Here is a 16,618-nt window from a genome sequence, read left to right as displayed (position 1 = left end):
CCTCTCCTTTGGGAGAGGGTTTAGGGTGAGGGGACACAGGCAAAACAGAGACTAAAGCCCCTAACCCCGCCCCTCTCCCCCTGGAGAGGGTGACTGAATATATTGCACTCATCAGCCCGGCATGCAGCGATGCCGGGCTTTTTTTATTCCATAATGCGGTGAATTTGCAGGTACTGCAGCAGCATAATGGTCTTGCCGTCTTTCATGCGCCCGTCGGCGATCATCGCTACCGCCTCGGTGAAGGGCAATTCCACCACTTCAATATCTTCGTCTTCGATACCGCCGCCGGCCGCATGACGTTCGTCGTCATGGTATTCGGCAATAAAGAAATAAATAATTTCGGTCACGCCGCCCGGCGACATATAGGCTTCGAAAACCTTCTTCACCTCACCGACCTGAAAACCGGTTTCTTCCACCGCTTCACGTCGCGCACATTGTTCCGGTGAATCCGCATCCAACAGGCCAGCACAGGCCTCCAGCAGCATGCCACTCTCATTGCCGTTAACATAGGTCGGCATGCGGAATTGATTGGTCAGCACCACCGTGCCCTTGGCGCGGTTATACAACAGAATGGTCGCACCGTTACCGCGATCATAGACTTCGCGCATCTGCTGAACGGAACCGCCATCCTTGCGCTTGAGATCAAAAGTATATTTGTGCAGTACATACCAGTTATCCGACAACAGCTCTTTTTTCACATTCTCAATTTTCGCTGACATGAACCCTTCTTCTTTTCCGTTAGCTGAAACGCAAAAATGATACCGCGATTAAGCGTCGAAGTGACAACCTATTTGCAACAAAAAACCCCGTAGCTCTTACAGAACCACGGGGTTTTTACCATCAAAAGTATTTAGAAGCCGTTGGGTACGTCGCGCATATCCGGCAGCTTATGGGCGATCCCCTTATGGCAATCGATACAGGTTTTGCCTTCGGTTATCGCCTTGTCGTGCATCTTCGCCGCCACGGTTTTTTGCACGCTAAAGTCCATATATTCAAAGTTATGGCAGTTGCGGCACTCTTGCGAATCATTGGCCTTCATGCGGGCCCATTCGTTGCTCGCCATCGCCAACCGATGCTGGTCAAATTTCTGTGGCGTATCGATCAGCCCGAATGCTTTGGCGTACAACTCCTTGCTGGCCTTAATCTTACGCAGCATTTTCGGCCCCCACTCATGAGGTACGTGGCAATCCGGACAGGTGGCGCGCACGCCACTGCGGTTGTTGTAATGCACCGTGCCCATGTATTCCTCATAGACGTTTTCGCGCATTTCATGACAGCCGATACAGAACTGTTCGGTATTCGCTGCCTCCATGCCGGTATTAAAACCACCCCAGAAAATGATGCCGGCGCCAAAGCCGAGCAACAGCAGCGTTCCCAGCGCCAAGCGGCTTGGCCTGCGCCACCAGCGCCATAACCGCAGCAGGCGGCCGGGCTTTTTTTCAGTGGTGGTGTGTTTGTCTTCGCTCATAGCTCCCCCGCTTAATGCCCAAAGCCCGGCATGGGCTGGAAATCATTGCCGACAATCGGCGCCGCGTCGGTTTGCGGTACGTGACACTGCAGACAGAAATAGCGACGTGGCGCGACTTCGCTCAGCACCTTGCCGTCCCGGTCCATAAAATGCGTCGGGCTGATACGTGGCGCACCGGTGGTGCGGTAATGTTCCACGCCGTGGCACTGCAGGCAGCGGTTGGTGTTCTTGCTGATCTGATAGCCATCCACGCTATGCGGGATCATTGGCGGCTGATTAACGTAGTTCAGCGCCATCCGCTCCTGCTGCTTTGGCATCGAGATCGGCCCGCTGGCAGTTGCAGACACTTCCGGAGACTTACTGAGCTCGACATCGCTGGCAGCAAACGCCAGGCCGGCAAAGGCCAGCGACAACAAGGTCACCCACAGGGCAAGCGTCTTTTTCACAACAGGGCTTTTCATTTTTATTTGGCTCCCGGGTCATTAAATAAGGTGTTCATCGCACAATTCGTCACCCTCACACCTTCTCCACCTTCACCGCGCATTTCTTGAAGTCGACCTCTTTGGAAAGCGGATCAGTGGCGTCCAGCGTCAGGTTGTTGACCAGCTGCGCCGCATCAAAGAACGGCATATATACCAGTCCCCTTGGCGGACGGTTACGGCCGCGGGTTTCGACCGTGCTGATCAATTCGCCACGGCGCGACAGCACCCTGACCTTTTCACCACGGCGCAGGTTGCGGCTTTTGGCATCCAGCGGATGGATAAACACCACCGCCTGCGGGAAGGCACGGTGCAGCTCGGGTACCCGGCGGGTCATCGAACCGGTATGCCAATGTTCCAGCACCCGTCCGGTGGATAACCAAAGGTCATAGTCTTTGTCCGGGCTTTCCGCCGCCGGTTCGAACGGCAGCGCGAAGATCACCGCCTTGCCGTCCGGTTTGCCATAGAAACGCACTTCTTCCCCAGCTTTAACGTAGGGGTCAGTCCCTTCGCGATAGCGCCATAGCGTCTCTTTGCCCTCCACCACCGGCCAGCGCAGACCGCGAGCCTGATGGTAGCTATCGAACGGTGCCAGATCGTGGCCATGACCGCGACCAAAACCGGCATATTCTTCAAACAGCCCTTTTTGCAGATAGAAGCCGAAGTCGCGTGCCTCATCGTTAAGCTGATCCGCCGGGATCTCCGTCAGCGGGTATTTGTTAACCTCACCATTGGCAAATAGCACGTCGTACAGCGTTTTGCCGCGATATTCCGGTTTCTGAGCCAGCAGTTCGGCCGGCCACACTTCTTCCACCGTAAAGCGTTTGGAGAACTCCACCAGTTGCCACAGATCGGATTTGGCCTCACCCGGCGCTTTCACCTGCTGACGCCAGAACTGAGTGCGACGCTCCGCATTACCGTAAGCCCCCTCTTTCTCCACCCACATGGCGGTCGGCAGGATCAGGTCGGCAGCCAGGGCGCTGACAGTCGGGTAAGGATCAGATACCACCACAAAGTTGCGCGCATCGCGCCACCCCGGCATCCGGTCTTCATTGATGTTCGGCCCGGCCTGCATGTTGTTGTTACACATCACCCAGTAAGCGTTCAGCGTACCGTCTTTCAGCGCGCGATCCTGCGCTACCGCATGCAACCCGACTTTGGCTGGAATGGTGCCGGCCGGCAGTTGCCACTTCTGCTCGGCCGTCTGCCGATGTTTTTCGTTGGTGACCACCATGTCGGCCGGCAGACGGTGGGCAAAGGTGCCCACTTCACGGGCGGTGCCACAGGCGGAAGGCTGGCCGGTCAGTGAGAATGGCCCACAGCCCGGTTTGGAGATTTTGCCGGTCAACAGATGCAGGTTGTAGCACAGGTTATTGGCCCACACGCCGCGCGTATGCTGGTTAAAGCCCATGGTCCAGTACGACACCACCTTGATGTTCGGATCGGCATACAGTTTTGCCAGCGCTTCCAATTGGTCTTCCGGCACGCCGCTCATTTTGGCCGTTTTTTCCAGCGTGTAGTCCGCTACGAAGGTTTTGTATTCCTCGAAGCTCATCGGATCCGAAGCGTCGCTGCCCGGATTTTTAGCCGCTTTTTCCAGCGGATCGGTTGGACGCAGGCCGTAACCGATATCCGTCGCCCCACGGCGGAAGTTGACGTGCCGATTCAGGAAGTCCTGATCCACCGCGTTGTTTTGAATGATGTAATTGGCGATGTAGTTCATGATCGCCAGATCGGTCTGCGGCGTGAATACCATGCCGTTGTCCGCCAGTTCGAAGCTGCGGTGTTCAAAGGTCGACAACACCGATACGTTGACCTTCTCATTGCTCAGGCGACGGTCGGTGATGCGCGACCACAGGATCGGGTGCATCTCCGCCATGTTGGAGCCCCACAGCACAAAGGCATCAGCCTGCTCGATATCGTCATAGCAGCCCATAGGCTCATCCATGCCGAAGGTGCGCATAAAGCCCACGACCGCTGACGCCATACAGTGACGGGCGTTCGGATCCAGGTTATTGGAGCGCAGACCGGCTTTGAGCAATTTGGCGGCGGCATAGCCTTCCCACACCGTCCACTGACCGGAACCGAACATGCCAACGGCCTCCGGGCCTTTCTCTTTCAAGGCCTGCTTGAACTTTTCGGCCATAATGTCGAAAGCTTGCTGCCAACTGACCGGTGTGAACTCGCCTTCCTTGTGGTACTGACCGTCCTTCATGCGCAGCAGTGGCTGAGTCAGACGATCTTTGCCGTACATGATCTTTGGCAGGAAATAGCCTTTGATGCAGCTCAACCCACGGTTGACCGCCGCTTCCGGATCGCCCTGTGAGGCAATAATGCGGCCGTTCTGGGTACCGACCAGCACGCCACAACCTGTGCCGCAGAAACGGCAGGGTGCTTTGTCCCATTTGATAGAGTCGGCGCTGCCTGCCACCGCCTGCGCCACCGTAGGAATAGTCAGCCCGGCGGCTGCCGCAGCGGCGACCGCGGCGTTTGCTTTCATGAAGTCTCGACGACTGAGTTTCATGGCGTTACCTCACCTTGAGTGTCCTGCTGGTGATAAACCAGCGATACCGCCAGCACGCCATCCAAATTGCGTACCGACTCAATTTTCTCCAGCAGCTGATGGGAACAAGCTGCCTGCATTACCACCACCAGCTTGCCGTTCGGCTGGTCCTGAGCCGGAATTTCCGTGTCCGCTATCGCCAGCAAATCGGCAACCAGCCGTGGAAATTTCTCTGGCCGAGCCTGCACCACCAGCCCGCTAACGTGCCATTCGTTATTCATCATTATTTTCGCTCTGGGTTAGGGTGACAGCACCGGCCGGGCAACCGGCGACGCAGGCGCCACAGCCCGTGCAGGCCGCGACCTCCAGCACGGGTTGAGCCATTTCGCCCAGACGGGGCCGAAAGCGGATCGCCTGAGTCTCGCAGCTATCCTGGCAACTGCGGCATTCCACGCCCCGCTGCGCCAGGCAGTTGGTTCCGAATACCGCATGTTGTCGCCAGGGGGTTTCTGCCAACGGGCGAAATAGCGGCTCTTCGCAGGCCTGCACGCAGCGCTCGCAGAAAGTGCATTCCGCTCGTTGAAAATCAATTTCGGGAAAACCGCCGCTGCCGCTAATCAGCACTCCGGTTTCGCAGGCGCGAACGCAGGCCTGGCAGCGAGTGCAACCGGTAATAAAAAGGGATTCTTGCAGCGACCACGGGGGGCGGATCGCCGCGACTGGTTGACGCCATTGTCCACCAAGCAGGTTACGCCGTGACAATACGGCCATGCTGTTTTCCTCGACATTGCAAACACGCCACCGCGCGTAATAAATAGAACCTGTTTTGTATTGTTATTGTAGTCGTTGCTAAGAAATTGCCAGTCGCCGGCATGATGTAAAAGGCGACGGGCTTAAACCTTGATAAGCGCGGGGGTAAGATAAGATGAGTTCGGGGGGTATATAATCACCCTAAAGGGGTAAATGCAGGGGTAGTTTGCGCCAGATCAATCAATTACCGACGGGGGCGTAATTTTAGCCCTGGGATTTTCGTCCATCGATATCTATTTGATTATATAACGCTAAGCTCTTGTGAGGGTGGCGGCCAATTTAATGCAAAACGCTACGCATTTTAGTTGCAAAACTTATAATTTTGCTTTCGAATGAAACCCGGCGATGTTCATCGCCCGCAAGAAAAGGATGCATGATTGCTTGTTAAACGTTCAGTGACCAGCAGCCTGGCCAAGGCGCTGTTTTGCATTGTGATTTTGTCCGTGCTCTCCACCGGGCTGGCGCTGACCACAGTGGTTGACAGCCTGCGCGACGCCGAAGCGGTCAACATTGCTGGCTCGCTGCGTATGCAGAGCTACCGGCTGGCCTACAATCTCACTCGCCCGGCTCCGGAGCTGGAACAGCATCTATTGCAGTATCAGCAATCCCTGCAGGCCCCGGCGTTGCAGAAGTTGGACCGTTTTTACGTACCTGCGGAGGTGCGGGAAAAGTATCTGTCTCTGCAGCATGCCTGGCAGCCCCTGGCGCAGCAGATTCGGGCCGGACAGTCAGCTAACTATCAGGCCAATATCGCCGGCTATGTTAACCAGATTGACCATTTTGTGTTGGCGCTACAACGTTATTCCGAGCTGAAACTGACCATTGTGGCGGCCATCAGCGTGCTGGGCTTTATCGCCATCATCGGCCTGGTGCTGTTTTGCATCCGTTTTATGCGCCGTCAGGTGGTAGCGCCGCTAAAGCACCTGGTGGATGCCAGCCAGCGCGTGCAACAGCGGGACTTTAACCATCCGCCGCTGGATATCGCCCTGCCGAATGAGCTGGGCGTCTTGTCGCAGGCCTTTACCGCCATGTCGGGCGACCTGGCCAAATTATATCAATCGCTGGAGCAGAAAGTGCGAGAGAAAACCCAGCGTCTGCAGCAGGCGAACAAGACGCTGGAAGTCCTGTATACCTGTTCGCAAGCGCTGAGCGTGCGGCAGATAGACCAGCAGGCATTCGAACAAATCCTGCATATTGTGCGCCAAAGCGAAGATTTGCACTGTATCCGGCTAAAGGTGGCAGACAGCCTCAGCGAATGGCAATTACATAGCGGCAGCCCTTCGGCAACGCTGGCGTGGCAATCGCTAGCCATCGTCCAGGGCGATAAAACCCTGGGGGAACTGAGTTGGCAGCAAAAAGAACAGCCACCCCATCCGCACCTGATGCAGAGCGTGGCCAATATGTTAAGCCGGGGGATCTATTTTAACCGCGCACAAAAACAACATATGCAATTTTTGCTGATGGAAGAACGTGCCACCATCGCCCGCGAGCTGCACGATTCTCTGGCACAGGCGCTGTCGTTTTTGCGTATTCAGCTAACCCTGCTCAAGCATACGCTGGCGGATAGCGCCCCTGAAGCACAAGAGATTATTACCGATTTTGACCAGGCGCTGGCCGACGCCTATCGCCAACTGCGCGAACTGCTGACCACCTTCCGCCTGAACATTCAGGAGGCCGATTTGAACACCGCACTGCACCAGTTGCTGGCGCCATTAAAGGTTCTTACCGGCGCACGGATTCAGTTACACTGTCGGCTTTCTTCCCAGGCGCTCAATGCCCAACAGCAGGTGCATGCGCTACAGATTGTGCGCGAAGCGGTGCTTAACGCCATCAAACATGCCGAAGCACAGGAAATCGTGATTCGCTGCGAAATGACGGCCGAGGGTGATAACAGCATCAGCATCGCTGACGACGGTTGCGGCATCGCCAGCCTGAATGAACCTGAAGGTCACTATGGTCTGACCATCATGAGCGAGCGCGCTGCGCGACTGGGAGGAACGCTGCGCATCCAGCGGGGTGAGCCGGACGGCACGGAAGTCCGCCTGACATTCCCGCCATAAAATCAAGGCTGTTAACCCTTCGTTACGGTTTAGCTGAGTCTAACAGTCTATTTCAGGATGTTCGTGGCACCAATTGCCACTATTTTATAAGAATCTGTCCCACTGTGAAGCGTGCTGCACGGCACGTTTGAGTGGCTTTACTCGCTACAGGGAGCATATTTCATGGTGATCAAGAATTACCGAGTAATGATCGTCGACGACCACCCGCTGATGCGCCGCGGCATCAAACAATTGCTGGGGCTGGATCCGCTGTTTAGCGTGCTGGCCGAAGCCAGCAGTGGCAACGAAGCCATTGCGCTCGCGCTGCAGCACACGCCGGACGTGATCCTGCTCGATCTGAACATGAAAGGTTTGTCCGGTCTGGACACGCTGAAAGCGCTGCGCAATGAAGGCGTGGATGCCCGTATTATCGTACTGACGGTATCGGACTCACGCAACGACGTGTACGCGTTGATCGACGCCGGTGCCGACGGCTACCTGCTGAAAGACAGTGAACCGGAACAATTGCTAGAGCATATTCGCGCGGCGGCGGAAGGCCAGAACGTGATTAGCGACGCGGTAGCGGACTATCTCTCATCCCGTCGTGAACAACACGATCCCTTTGCCGAACTGACCGAACGCGAGCTGGACGTGCTGCAGGAAGTGGCGCGTGGCCTGTCCAATAAGCAGGTAGCGGCCCAACTGCACATTTCTGAAGAGACAGTGAAAGTACATATTCGCAATATGTTGCGCAAACTGGATGTACGTTCACGCGTGGCGGCAACGGTGATGTACCTGGAGCACAAGAGTCAATAATCCTTCCCCGGCGTGCCGGGGAGGTTTTATTCGATGGCGGCGAGCAGCGTCTGATGATGCTGATTAACCCAGCCCTTGTTGATCGGCCCCCAGTTTTCCAACTGATAGAAACCGTCGTTATTGCGCACGCCCTGCTGAATAAACTGCAATTCTACCCCCAGACCGGGCAAGGCTTTCAACACGTCTTGCAGGGTTCGGCGCGGCCAGCCGGTCAGCTCCATCAGACGCGGGACGTTTGGCCGTTCGCTGTGGCTGATCAGCCAGCAAAGATAAAGACGACGGGCAAATACCGGGTTAATTTCCATGCCTTGCTCCTGCATTAAAGTGAGCCCTGATTATTTTTTGACAACGCCGAGTGTTCAGGCCCTTGATTGTCATTAAATTGTCTTAATCGCAACGTTAAAGGTAATGACGGCGTAATTAGGGGTTTCTTCTACCGTTATTTACATTATCTCCTTTTTTTCTCCACGCTTCCCCTCCCCTTCACGCGTAAAGTGCATAAGTGCCGGAATCCTTCCCAGCTACTGAGAAAACGCAATTCCGATGCGTCTTAAAGATAGAACAAGTCATAACGAGGTTCGCGCTGCATGGCCAATTTTTTTATTGATCGCCCGATTTTCGCCTGGGTCCTGGCAATTATTCTTTGCCTGACCGGCGCTTTGGCGATTTTTTCCTTACCGGTGGAACAATATCCGAATCTGGCGCCGCCAAACGTTCGCATTAGCGCTACCTACCCAGGTGCTTCGGCACAGACGCTGGAAAACACCGTCACCCAGATTATCGAACAGAACATGACGGGTCTGGACAACATGATGTATATGTCGTCGCAGAGCACCAATACCGGGCGAGCCACAGTAACGCTGACCTTTGAGGCCGGTACCGATCCTAACGAGGCGATGCAGCAGGTACAAAACCAACTGCAGGCGGCGATTAAACGACTGCCGCAGGCCGTGCAGACCCAGGGCGTAACGGTATCGAAATCCGGTGATACCACGCTGATGATGGTGGCCTTTGTCTCCACCGACGGCAGCATGGACAAGCAGGACATTGCCGATTACATCGTTTCCAACCTGCAGGATCCGCTCAGCCGCATCAACGGCGTAGGGAGCATGGACGTTTATGGCTCGCAATACGCGATGCGTATCTGGCTCGATCCCAACAAACTTAACAGTTACCAACTCACCACCCAGGACATTGTTAGCGCGATCAAATCGCAGAACGCCCAGGTCGCGGTCGGCCAGCTCGGCGGTACGCCCTCCGTCGATAAACAGGCGCTTAACGCCACCATCAACGCGCAGTCGCAGTTGCAAACGCCTGAGCAGTTCCGAAAAATTACCCTGCGAGTCAACCAGGACGGTTCATTAGTCACGCTTGGCGATGTTGCCACCATCGAACTCGGTGGCGAAAACTATGACTATCTCAGCCGCTATAACGGCATGCAGGCCGCCGGCATGAACATCAAGCTGGCCTCCGGTGCCAACGAGTTGCAAACCGATCGGTTGGTAAAGGATAAAATCGCCGAGCTGTCGCAGTATTTCCCACACGGGCTGGAGGCGAAGGTCGCCTATGAAACCACCCCGTTCGTTAAGGCCTCAATCAAAGACGTGGTAAAAACCCTGCTGGAAGCCATTGTGCTGGTGTTCCTGGTAATGTACCTGTTCCTGCAGAACTTCCGCGCCACCCTAATCCCGACCATCGCCGTGCCGGTAGTGTTGATGGGCACCTTCGCCATTCTTTCGGCCTGCGGATTCAGTATTAACACCCTGACCATGTTCGCCATGGTGCTAGCCATCGGGCTATTGGTGGATGACGCCATCGTGGTGGTGGAAAACGTCGAACGCGTGATGAGCGAAGAAGGCCTGTCACCCAGGGATGCCACACGCAAATCCATAGGGCAGATCCAGAGTGCGCTGGTCGGCATCACCATGGTGTTGTCGGCGGTGTTTATCCCGATGGCGTTCTTCGGCGGTACCACCGGTGCCATTTACCGCCAGTTCTCGATCACCATCGTTTCGGCCATGGTGCTGTCGGTGCTGGTGGCGATGATCCTGACCCCAGCCCTGTGCGCCACCTTGCTCAAACCGATTGCCAAAGGTCACCATCACGGCAAGCGCGGCTTCTTCGGCTGGTTCAACCGTATGTTCAACCGCAACGCCGACCGCTACGAGCGCGGTGTGGCGCGGGTGCTGCACGCAAGTAGCCGTTATCTGGTGATTTACCTGTTGCTGCTTGGCGGCATGGCATTACTGTTTATCAAGTTGCCGACCTCCTTCCTGCCGCAGGAAGACCGCGGGGTATTCACCGTCCAGGTACAGTTACCGCCGGGTTCGACCCTGCAGCAAACCACCAAAGTAGTGGAAAAAGTTGAACACTATTTTCTGACCAAAGAAAAACAGGACGTGCTGTCCGTGTTCTCCACCATTGGTGCCGGTCCCGGCGGCAATGGGCAGAACGTGGCACGCATGTTTATTCGCTTGAAAGACTGGGATTTGCGTACCTCCGGCGACAACAGCTCATTCGATATCATCGATCGCGCCACCAAGGAATTTAACCAGATTATCGAGGCGCGGGTGATTGCCAGCAGTCCACCGGCGATTACCGGCCTGGGCAATTCTTCCGGCTTCAATATGGAACTCGAAGACCATGCCGGTCTGGGGCACGACCAACTGATGGCAGCACGCAATCAACTGCTGCAGCTGGCCGCCGCTAACCCGCTGCTGTCCCGCGTGCGCCACAATGGCCTGGATGACAGCCCGCAGTTGCAGATTGATATTGACCAACGCAAAGCCCAGGCGCTGGGTGTTTCAATCGATGACATCAACAACACGCTGTCGACCGCCTGGGGCTCAACCTACGTTAACGACTTCGTTGACCGCGGTCGGGTGAAAAAAGTCTATGTGCAGGCCGCCGCACCGTTCCGCATGCTGCCTGGCGACATCGATAAATGGTTCGTGCGCAACAGCGCGGGGGGCATGGTGCCGTTCAGCGCCTTTGCCACCTCCCATTGGGAATATGGCTCTCCACGTCTGGAGCGCTATAACGGCAGTTCAGCGCTGGAAATTGTGGGCGAAGCGGCAGAAGGCGTTAGCAGCGGTACCGCCATGGCCGAAATGGAAAAGATTGTCAGCCAGTTACCGACCGGCTTCGGTCTGGAATGGACCGCCATGTCCTACCAGGAACGCCTGTCCGGCTCGCAGGCACCGGCGCTGTATGCTATTTCGCTGTTGGTGGTGTTCCTGTGTCTGGCGGCGCTGTATGAGAGCTGGTCGATTCCGTTCTCGGTGATGCTGGTGGTGCCGCTGGGCCTGATTGGTGCCGTTGCCGCAACCTGGCTACGCGGGCTGGAGAATGACGTTTACTTCCAGGTGGGGATGCTGACCATCATCGGGCTGTCGGCGAAAAACGCCATACTGATCGTCGAGTTCGCCAACGAGCTAAACCATAAAGGCCAGGATTTGATGTCGGCCACCCTGGAAGCCTCACGTATGCGTCTGCGGCCGATCCTGATGACCTCGCTAGCCTTTATCTTCGGCGTACTGCCGATGACCATCAGCAGTGGAGCCGGCTCAGGCAGCCAGCATGCGGTGGGTACCGGGGTGATGGGCGGTATGATTTCCGCCACCCTGTTGGCAATTTACTTCGTACCGCTGTTCTTTGTGCTGGTACGCCGCCGCTTCCCAGGCAAATCGGCAGCCACCGCCAAAGCGCAAGACAGCGCGCAATAGCAGGCAAAAAAAAGCAGCATCGGGAAACCGATGCTGCTTTATCTCGAACGAGCGTCTCGTTCCCAGGGTGCTTTAATCACGAACAAATAAACCAACCTTGTTATCAACCCCAGCGCAGTGTCAGTTACCTAACATCTCTTCGATGAAGTCTTTCCAGTTTCCCAACTCACGATCAACCATAATAATTTACAACCTCACTTAATAGACGAAGCGCATTCTACGCCTGTTTTTTGAGCAAGTGAAGAGATTCGGGAACGATGCCACCCACGAAAACCGGGGATAGTGCACATTTTCGTATTTATCTGAACAATGGTTAATCCCGACTATTCCCTTCCGTTATTAATCCATCAAACAACACACCTAAAAGATCTAAATCTGCCGCTGTGGGCCATTCCCCTGGCAACCAACCGCTCAGCCAAGGTCGGCATCAATAACTTCATATCATTACGATTCTCAAAACGTAAATTGATGTAAAGGAATGTATATGAAGTTACACCTGTTCACTCCAGGCAAAGGTTTCTCTTTCAGCACCCTGACCTCCGCCATGCTGCTGTCTTGCTCAACGCTGGCCGCTGAGCTACCAGAAAGCTATTTCCAAACCAAACCGGTGGGATACGGCCTGTATGAACTGGCATTTGATGGCCAAAACAACACCCTGTTTGCCGCCTCTTCCCCCTCATTCGCCAAAGACAAGAACAGCGGGATTGTCTACCGTATCAACCCAGCTACGCTGGCCACTGAGGGGAAGATCGTTACCCAACGCCGCGCCTTCGCCACCGCGCTGGATGAAGAACGCCACGTTCTGTACATCGGTAATACCGTCGACGGTTCCGTAACCCTGATTGATACCCGGAGCGGTAAAGAACTCGCCACCATTGGGCTTAGCGAAAGCATGAAAGAGGACCAGTTCACCCCAACGCGTGAAATGGTGCTTGATAAGAAAAATCAGCGTTTGTATGTCTCTGGCACTGCGAAGCAAGGCGTACTATGGGTGATCGACACCGCCAAACGGGAAAAGATTGCCACCATCAGCAACGTCGGCGAATACCCCACCGGTCTTGCTCTGGACAGCGAACGTGGCCATATCTACTGCGTTAATGGCGGCGGTGAACTCATTACCCTTGATATCGGCAGCCACAAAATCCTCAAGCGCCTGGTCGTGGAACCCGCCAAGAAACACTTTTTCCTGAACATCAGCCTGGACAGCAAAACCGGCCGTGCCTTCCTCACCGATCCTGACCTGCCGAAAGTGCTGGTTGTCGATATCAACAGCGGCAAAATCCTGCACCAGATTGAGGTGATCAACTCACTGGCGGTGCTGTTCAACCCGGCCCGCAGCGAAATCTACATCACGCACCGCGAGGCCAAACGTATCAGCATCGTGGACAGCAACAGCTATCAGGTCAAAAACAGCATCACCACCACCGCACTGCCCAACAGCCTGGCCCTTTCTGCGGACGGCAATACCCTCTTTGCCAGCATCAAGCAGTCCAAGGAAGAGATGGAGAAAAAGCAGGACTATCTGCTCAAGATTAACCTTAGCGGACTGTGAGGCAGGCAATGGCTAGTTTTATGACTCGCCTTTCCGGTGGGGTACTGCTGTGCCTACCGGTCATGGTAGCGCAGGCTGCGGGCACCGAGCAGGCTCCCCGCCCACAGAAAGAAGAAACGCTGGAGGTGGTCGCTTCGCCACTGAGCGATGACGGCAGCACCGAAAACACCGGTTCTTACACCACCAGCCAAATGAGCACCGCGACCGGCTTGCCGCTGAGCATCAAAAATACGCCGCAGTCGGTTTCGGTCATCACTCGTCAGCAGATTGACGATATCAACGCTTATTCGTTGAAAGATATTCTGCGCTGGTCCACCGGCGTCAGCGAGAGTAACTACGATAGCGAACGCTCTTCGTTCAATTACCGCGGTTTTAGCGTCGATAATTATCAATATGACGGCGTTCCCACCTTCTTTGATTCCGGCTATTCCGGCGGTGAGTCAGAAATTGACTCGATCACCCTCGATCATGTCGAAATCGTCAGAGGTGCCGCCGGTTTGCTGAACGGCGTCGGTAATCCGGGGGCTGCCATCAACCTGGTGAGAAAGAAAGCCTCCAGCCTTTCGCCCGCGTCGAACTCTCCGCCGGTTCCTGGGATCATTACCGCACCACGGTCGATGTAGGCACACCGCTCAATGACGAAGGTACCGTCAGGGTGCGCATCGCAGCCGCCGGCGAGCGCAGCCACTCGTTTATGGACAGGCATCAGGAACGCAAAAGCACTCTCTATGGCACGCTGGAAGCCGATCTGACCCGCGATACCCTGCTGCGGCTGGGGGCCGATTATCAACAGAACCGGCCTAAAGCCTCCACCTGGGGCGGTGCCCTGCCGACCGGCTGGTTCAGCGATGGCAGCGAGATCAATTGGGATCGCCACTACAGCGGTGCCTCTGACTGGTCGAGCTGGGATACCACGCTCAGCACCCAGTTTGCGACGCTGGAGCACCATTTCGATAACGGCTGGAAAAGCGTGGCCAACTACACTCATAGCCGTCAGGCTTTCGATGCCAAAATGGCGATGAGCCTTGGCGGACTGATCGATCCCGATACCTGGACGGTGAAACCTTCAAGCCCTTATGCCGGGCGTTATGAGGGTTACCGCGATCAACATGCGGTAGATCTGAAACTGAACGGTGATTTCAGCCTGCTGGGCCGCAACCACAAATTTGTGGTGGGAAGTTCTTCCGCCTGGCAGCACAGTTACAGCACTTATCGTAGCGCCAGCGCCTCACCATTGTTTAGCGGCAGCTTACTGGACTGGAACGGTGGCCTGGGCGAACCCGAGTGGTCGGACAAAATGCCACAGATGGATTACCGTACGCGGCAAATCGGCTTCTACAGCAGCGCTGACTTTTCGCTAACCGACCGGCTGGATCTGGTGCTCGGTGCCCGCTTCAACAGCTTTAAAAACACCACTACCACCACAGCCAACAAAGTCACGCCATTCGTCGGCACGGTCTACAAGTTAACCGATCAGGTCTCTGCCTATGCCAGCTACACCGACATCTTCAAGGATCAGAACCTGCTCGACAGCAGCGGTCACTACCTGGCGCCGATCGAAGGGGTGAATAAGGAAGTGGGCATTAAAGCTGCGTTGCTCAATGACCGGCTCAATCTGTCACTGTCGGCATTCCGCATCACGCAGGACAAGCTGGGCGTGCTGGACGAAGACACCGCCAATCTGGACTGGCTGCAGCAGACCTATCATGAGAGCCAGGGTGCCACCAGCAAGGGCATCGAGTTCGAACTGAACGGCGAACTGGCCCACGGCTGGAACGCGCAGTTTGGCATCACGCACTTCTCACTGAAGGACAAGGATAAGGTCGATCTCAACACCGAGCAGCCGCGCACGCGCATCAATCTGTTCACCACTTACCAACTGACGGGTACTTTGCGCGACCTGACGCTGGGCGGCGGCGCACGCTGGCAGAGCAAGGTTTACGCCAACGTAAGTGGGGCCGATAACGGTGAAATGGTCAATCGTAAAGCCGAACAAGGTTCTTACGTTCTGGTCGACGCGATGGCACGTTACAGGCTGACGCCGCAGACCTCGGTGCAACTCAACCTGAACAACGTTTTCGACCAGAAATACTACTCGCAGGTTAATTTCTACAGTACCCGTAACTATGGCGAACCGCGTAACTTCATGCTGACGCTTAAACACGAGTTCTGATCGCCCGCAGTAAAACGGCCCCGGACCACGGGGCCAACCCTCCCTCTGTAATGCCTTATCCCTTGTGCGATGAATTCTTCCGTAGTAGCGTGCAAAAGGTACAAAAACCCTACTCACCCAAGGCCATGTAATGTCCCCTACGCTGACCATCGAACAATTGAAAGAGTTGGGCCGCTATCAGGAAGCGACCGAACTGGCGCAACAACAGTTACTGCAACAACCGGAAGCCGCCGGGCTACACTACCAATTGGCTTGCCTGTATGACGTACAGGGATTTGAGCAACAGGCCATTCCCTGCTACCTCGCGGCGCTGGCGCACAATTTGCCGGCGACGCAGCGGCAGGAAGCCTGGCTTGGCCTGGGCAGTACCTACCGGGCGCTCGGCCTGTACCAACAATCACTGGCCGCCTTCGACGACGGGTTGAACGAGTTCCCGCAGGCTAAAGAGCTCACGCTGTTCCGCGTCATGACGCTGTACAACCTGGGCGAAACCAAACAGGCGGTCGCAGATTTGCTGTTACTGCTGGCGGAAACTTCCTCGCATAGTGACATCAGCAGCTACCAGCGTGCGATCCGTCAATACGCCGCCGATCTGGCTCGGATTGGCTAAGCGAGGCTGATATGGAAATAGTGACCGACCCGAACCGCTACGGCGTCGACTGGCTGCAATTGGCCGAGCTACTGGAAACCGCCGGATTGGGCCAACGCGATCCGCAGATATTGCAGCGCGTTTATCAACACAGCCAATTTTGCTACTGGGGCTACCTGGATGGCCGGCTGATCGCCACCGCCCACGCCATTAGCGACATGACCTCGGTTGCCTATCTTGCCGACGTAGCCCTGCATCCGGATTTTCAGGGCCGGGGATTGGGACGTCAATTGATGGATCGGGTGATGCAGGATCTGGCCCCGCTCGGCAAAGTGTTTATCTACTCGGTGCCCGACAAGCTGGAGTTCTACAAAAAATACCACTTCCGTGAGCTGACCACCGGCATGGTCTATGCCGATAGCACGGCATTGGCGCGCCTGCAGCAAAACGGCTATATCCGCTGA

The 16,618-nt window shown here is 55.7% G+C and carries 15 protein-coding genes and 1 pseudogene; 8 read left to right on the top strand and 8 right to left on the bottom strand.

Annotated elements, in window-relative coordinates; translation table 11 throughout:
* Positions 1-143: 143 nt before the first annotated feature.
* The 6 genes from nudK to napF all read right to left on the bottom strand — a co-directional run bounded on the left by nudK (position 144) and on the right by napF (position 5,221).
* Complete coding sequence (gene nudK / locus ACUTSU_RS13655; protein ID WP_135317499.1) at positions 144-719, bottom strand: GDP-mannose pyrophosphatase NudK; 576 nt, start codon at positions 717-719, stop codon at positions 144-146.
* 131 nt (positions 720-850) lie between these two features.
* The gene (gene napC / locus ACUTSU_RS13650; RefSeq protein ID WP_445654291.1) at positions 851-1,468 is read right to left on the bottom strand and encodes a cytochrome c-type protein NapC; all 618 of its coding nucleotides are present in this window, start codon (positions 1,466-1,468) and stop codon (positions 851-853) included.
* 11 nt (positions 1,469-1,479) lie between these two features.
* Entirely contained in the window at positions 1,480-1,929 is a 450-nt protein-coding gene (gene napB / locus ACUTSU_RS13645) for a nitrate reductase cytochrome c-type subunit (protein ID WP_445651810.1), read from the bottom strand.
* Between the two features lie 55 nt (positions 1,930-1,984).
* The gene (napA, locus tag ACUTSU_RS13640; RefSeq protein WP_445651811.1) at positions 1,985-4,471 is read right to left on the bottom strand and encodes a nitrate reductase catalytic subunit NapA; all 2,487 of its coding nucleotides are present in this window, start codon (positions 4,469-4,471) and stop codon (positions 1,985-1,987) included.
* Positions 4,468-4,734 (bottom strand): chaperone NapD, encoded by a 267-nt coding sequence (gene napD / locus ACUTSU_RS13635; protein ID WP_445651812.1) that lies wholly within the window; start codon positions 4,732-4,734, stop codon positions 4,468-4,470. Before napD ends, napA begins: the two co-directional genes overlap by 4 nt.
* Complete coding sequence (gene napF, locus ACUTSU_RS13630; protein WP_445651813.1) at positions 4,724-5,221, bottom strand: ferredoxin-type protein NapF; 498 nt, start codon at positions 5,219-5,221, stop codon at positions 4,724-4,726. Before napF ends, napD begins: the two co-directional genes overlap by 11 nt.
* Positions 5,222-5,637: 416 nt before the next feature.
* On the opposite strand from napF, the gene narQ reads away from it, so the two are divergent.
* Positions 5,638-7,320, top strand: a complete 1,683-nt coding sequence (gene narQ / locus ACUTSU_RS13625) for a nitrate/nitrite two-component system sensor histidine kinase NarQ (protein WP_445654290.1) — start codon at positions 5,638-5,640, stop codon at positions 7,318-7,320.
* Positions 7,321-7,482: 162 nt separating this feature from the next.
* Positions 7,483-8,115: a two-component system response regulator NarL gene (gene narL / locus ACUTSU_RS13620; RefSeq protein ID WP_445651815.1), complete on the top strand. Its 633-nt coding sequence runs from the start codon at positions 7,483-7,485 to the stop codon at positions 8,113-8,115.
* 26 nt (positions 8,116-8,141) lie between these two features.
* Here the strand turns inward: narL and ACUTSU_RS13615 are convergent, their stop codons facing one another.
* Entirely contained in the window at positions 8,142-8,420 is a 279-nt protein-coding gene (locus ACUTSU_RS13615; RefSeq protein WP_261093096.1) for a winged helix-turn-helix domain-containing protein, read from the bottom strand.
* 282 nt (positions 8,421-8,702) lie between these two features.
* Here ACUTSU_RS13615 and acrD point away from each other — a divergent pair, with 282 nt between their 5' ends.
* On the top strand, positions 8,703-11,840 hold the full coding sequence (acrD, locus tag ACUTSU_RS13610; RefSeq protein ID WP_445654289.1) for a multidrug efflux RND transporter permease AcrD: 3,138 nt from the start codon (positions 8,703-8,705) through the stop codon (positions 11,838-11,840).
* A gap of 120 nt (positions 11,841-11,960) precedes the next feature.
* Here acrD and ypfM read toward each other — a convergent pair whose 3' ends face one another.
* Positions 11,961-12,020: a protein YpfM gene (gene ypfM / locus ACUTSU_RS13605; RefSeq protein ID WP_112349006.1), complete on the bottom strand. Its 60-nt coding sequence runs from the start codon at positions 12,018-12,020 to the stop codon at positions 11,961-11,963.
* Between the two features lie 304 nt (positions 12,021-12,324).
* On the opposite strand from ypfM, the gene yncE reads away from it, so the two are divergent.
* From yncE to ACUTSU_RS13580, 5 genes and pseudogenes are all read left to right on the top strand, one after another.
* Positions 12,325-13,392, top strand: a complete 1,068-nt coding sequence (gene yncE / locus ACUTSU_RS13600; RefSeq protein ID WP_445651817.1) for a 7-bladed beta-propeller protein YncE — start codon at positions 12,325-12,327, stop codon at positions 13,390-13,392.
* 8 nt (positions 13,393-13,400) lie between these two features.
* A complete protein-coding gene (locus tag ACUTSU_RS13595; RefSeq protein WP_445654288.1) occupies positions 13,401-14,015 on the top strand; it encodes a TonB-dependent siderophore receptor in 615 nt (204 codons plus the stop codon).
* Positions 14,009-15,565: pseudogene (locus ACUTSU_RS13590) on the top strand (TonB-dependent siderophore receptor); the annotation flags it as partial. The gene ACUTSU_RS13595 and the pseudogene ACUTSU_RS13590, both read left to right, overlap by 7 nt.
* A 130-nt stretch (positions 15,566-15,695) precedes the next feature.
* Complete coding sequence (locus tag ACUTSU_RS13585; protein ID WP_445654287.1) at positions 15,696-16,175, top strand: tetratricopeptide repeat protein; 480 nt, start codon at positions 15,696-15,698, stop codon at positions 16,173-16,175.
* Positions 16,176-16,186: 11 nt separating this feature from the next.
* Positions 16,187-16,618: a GNAT family N-acetyltransferase gene (locus tag ACUTSU_RS13580; RefSeq protein ID WP_445654286.1), complete on the top strand. Its 432-nt coding sequence runs from the start codon at positions 16,187-16,189 to the stop codon at positions 16,616-16,618.

Source organism: Serratia sp. NA_13 (genome assembly GCF_052691735.1).
This window is presented reverse-complemented; position numbering and strand designations above follow the sequence as displayed.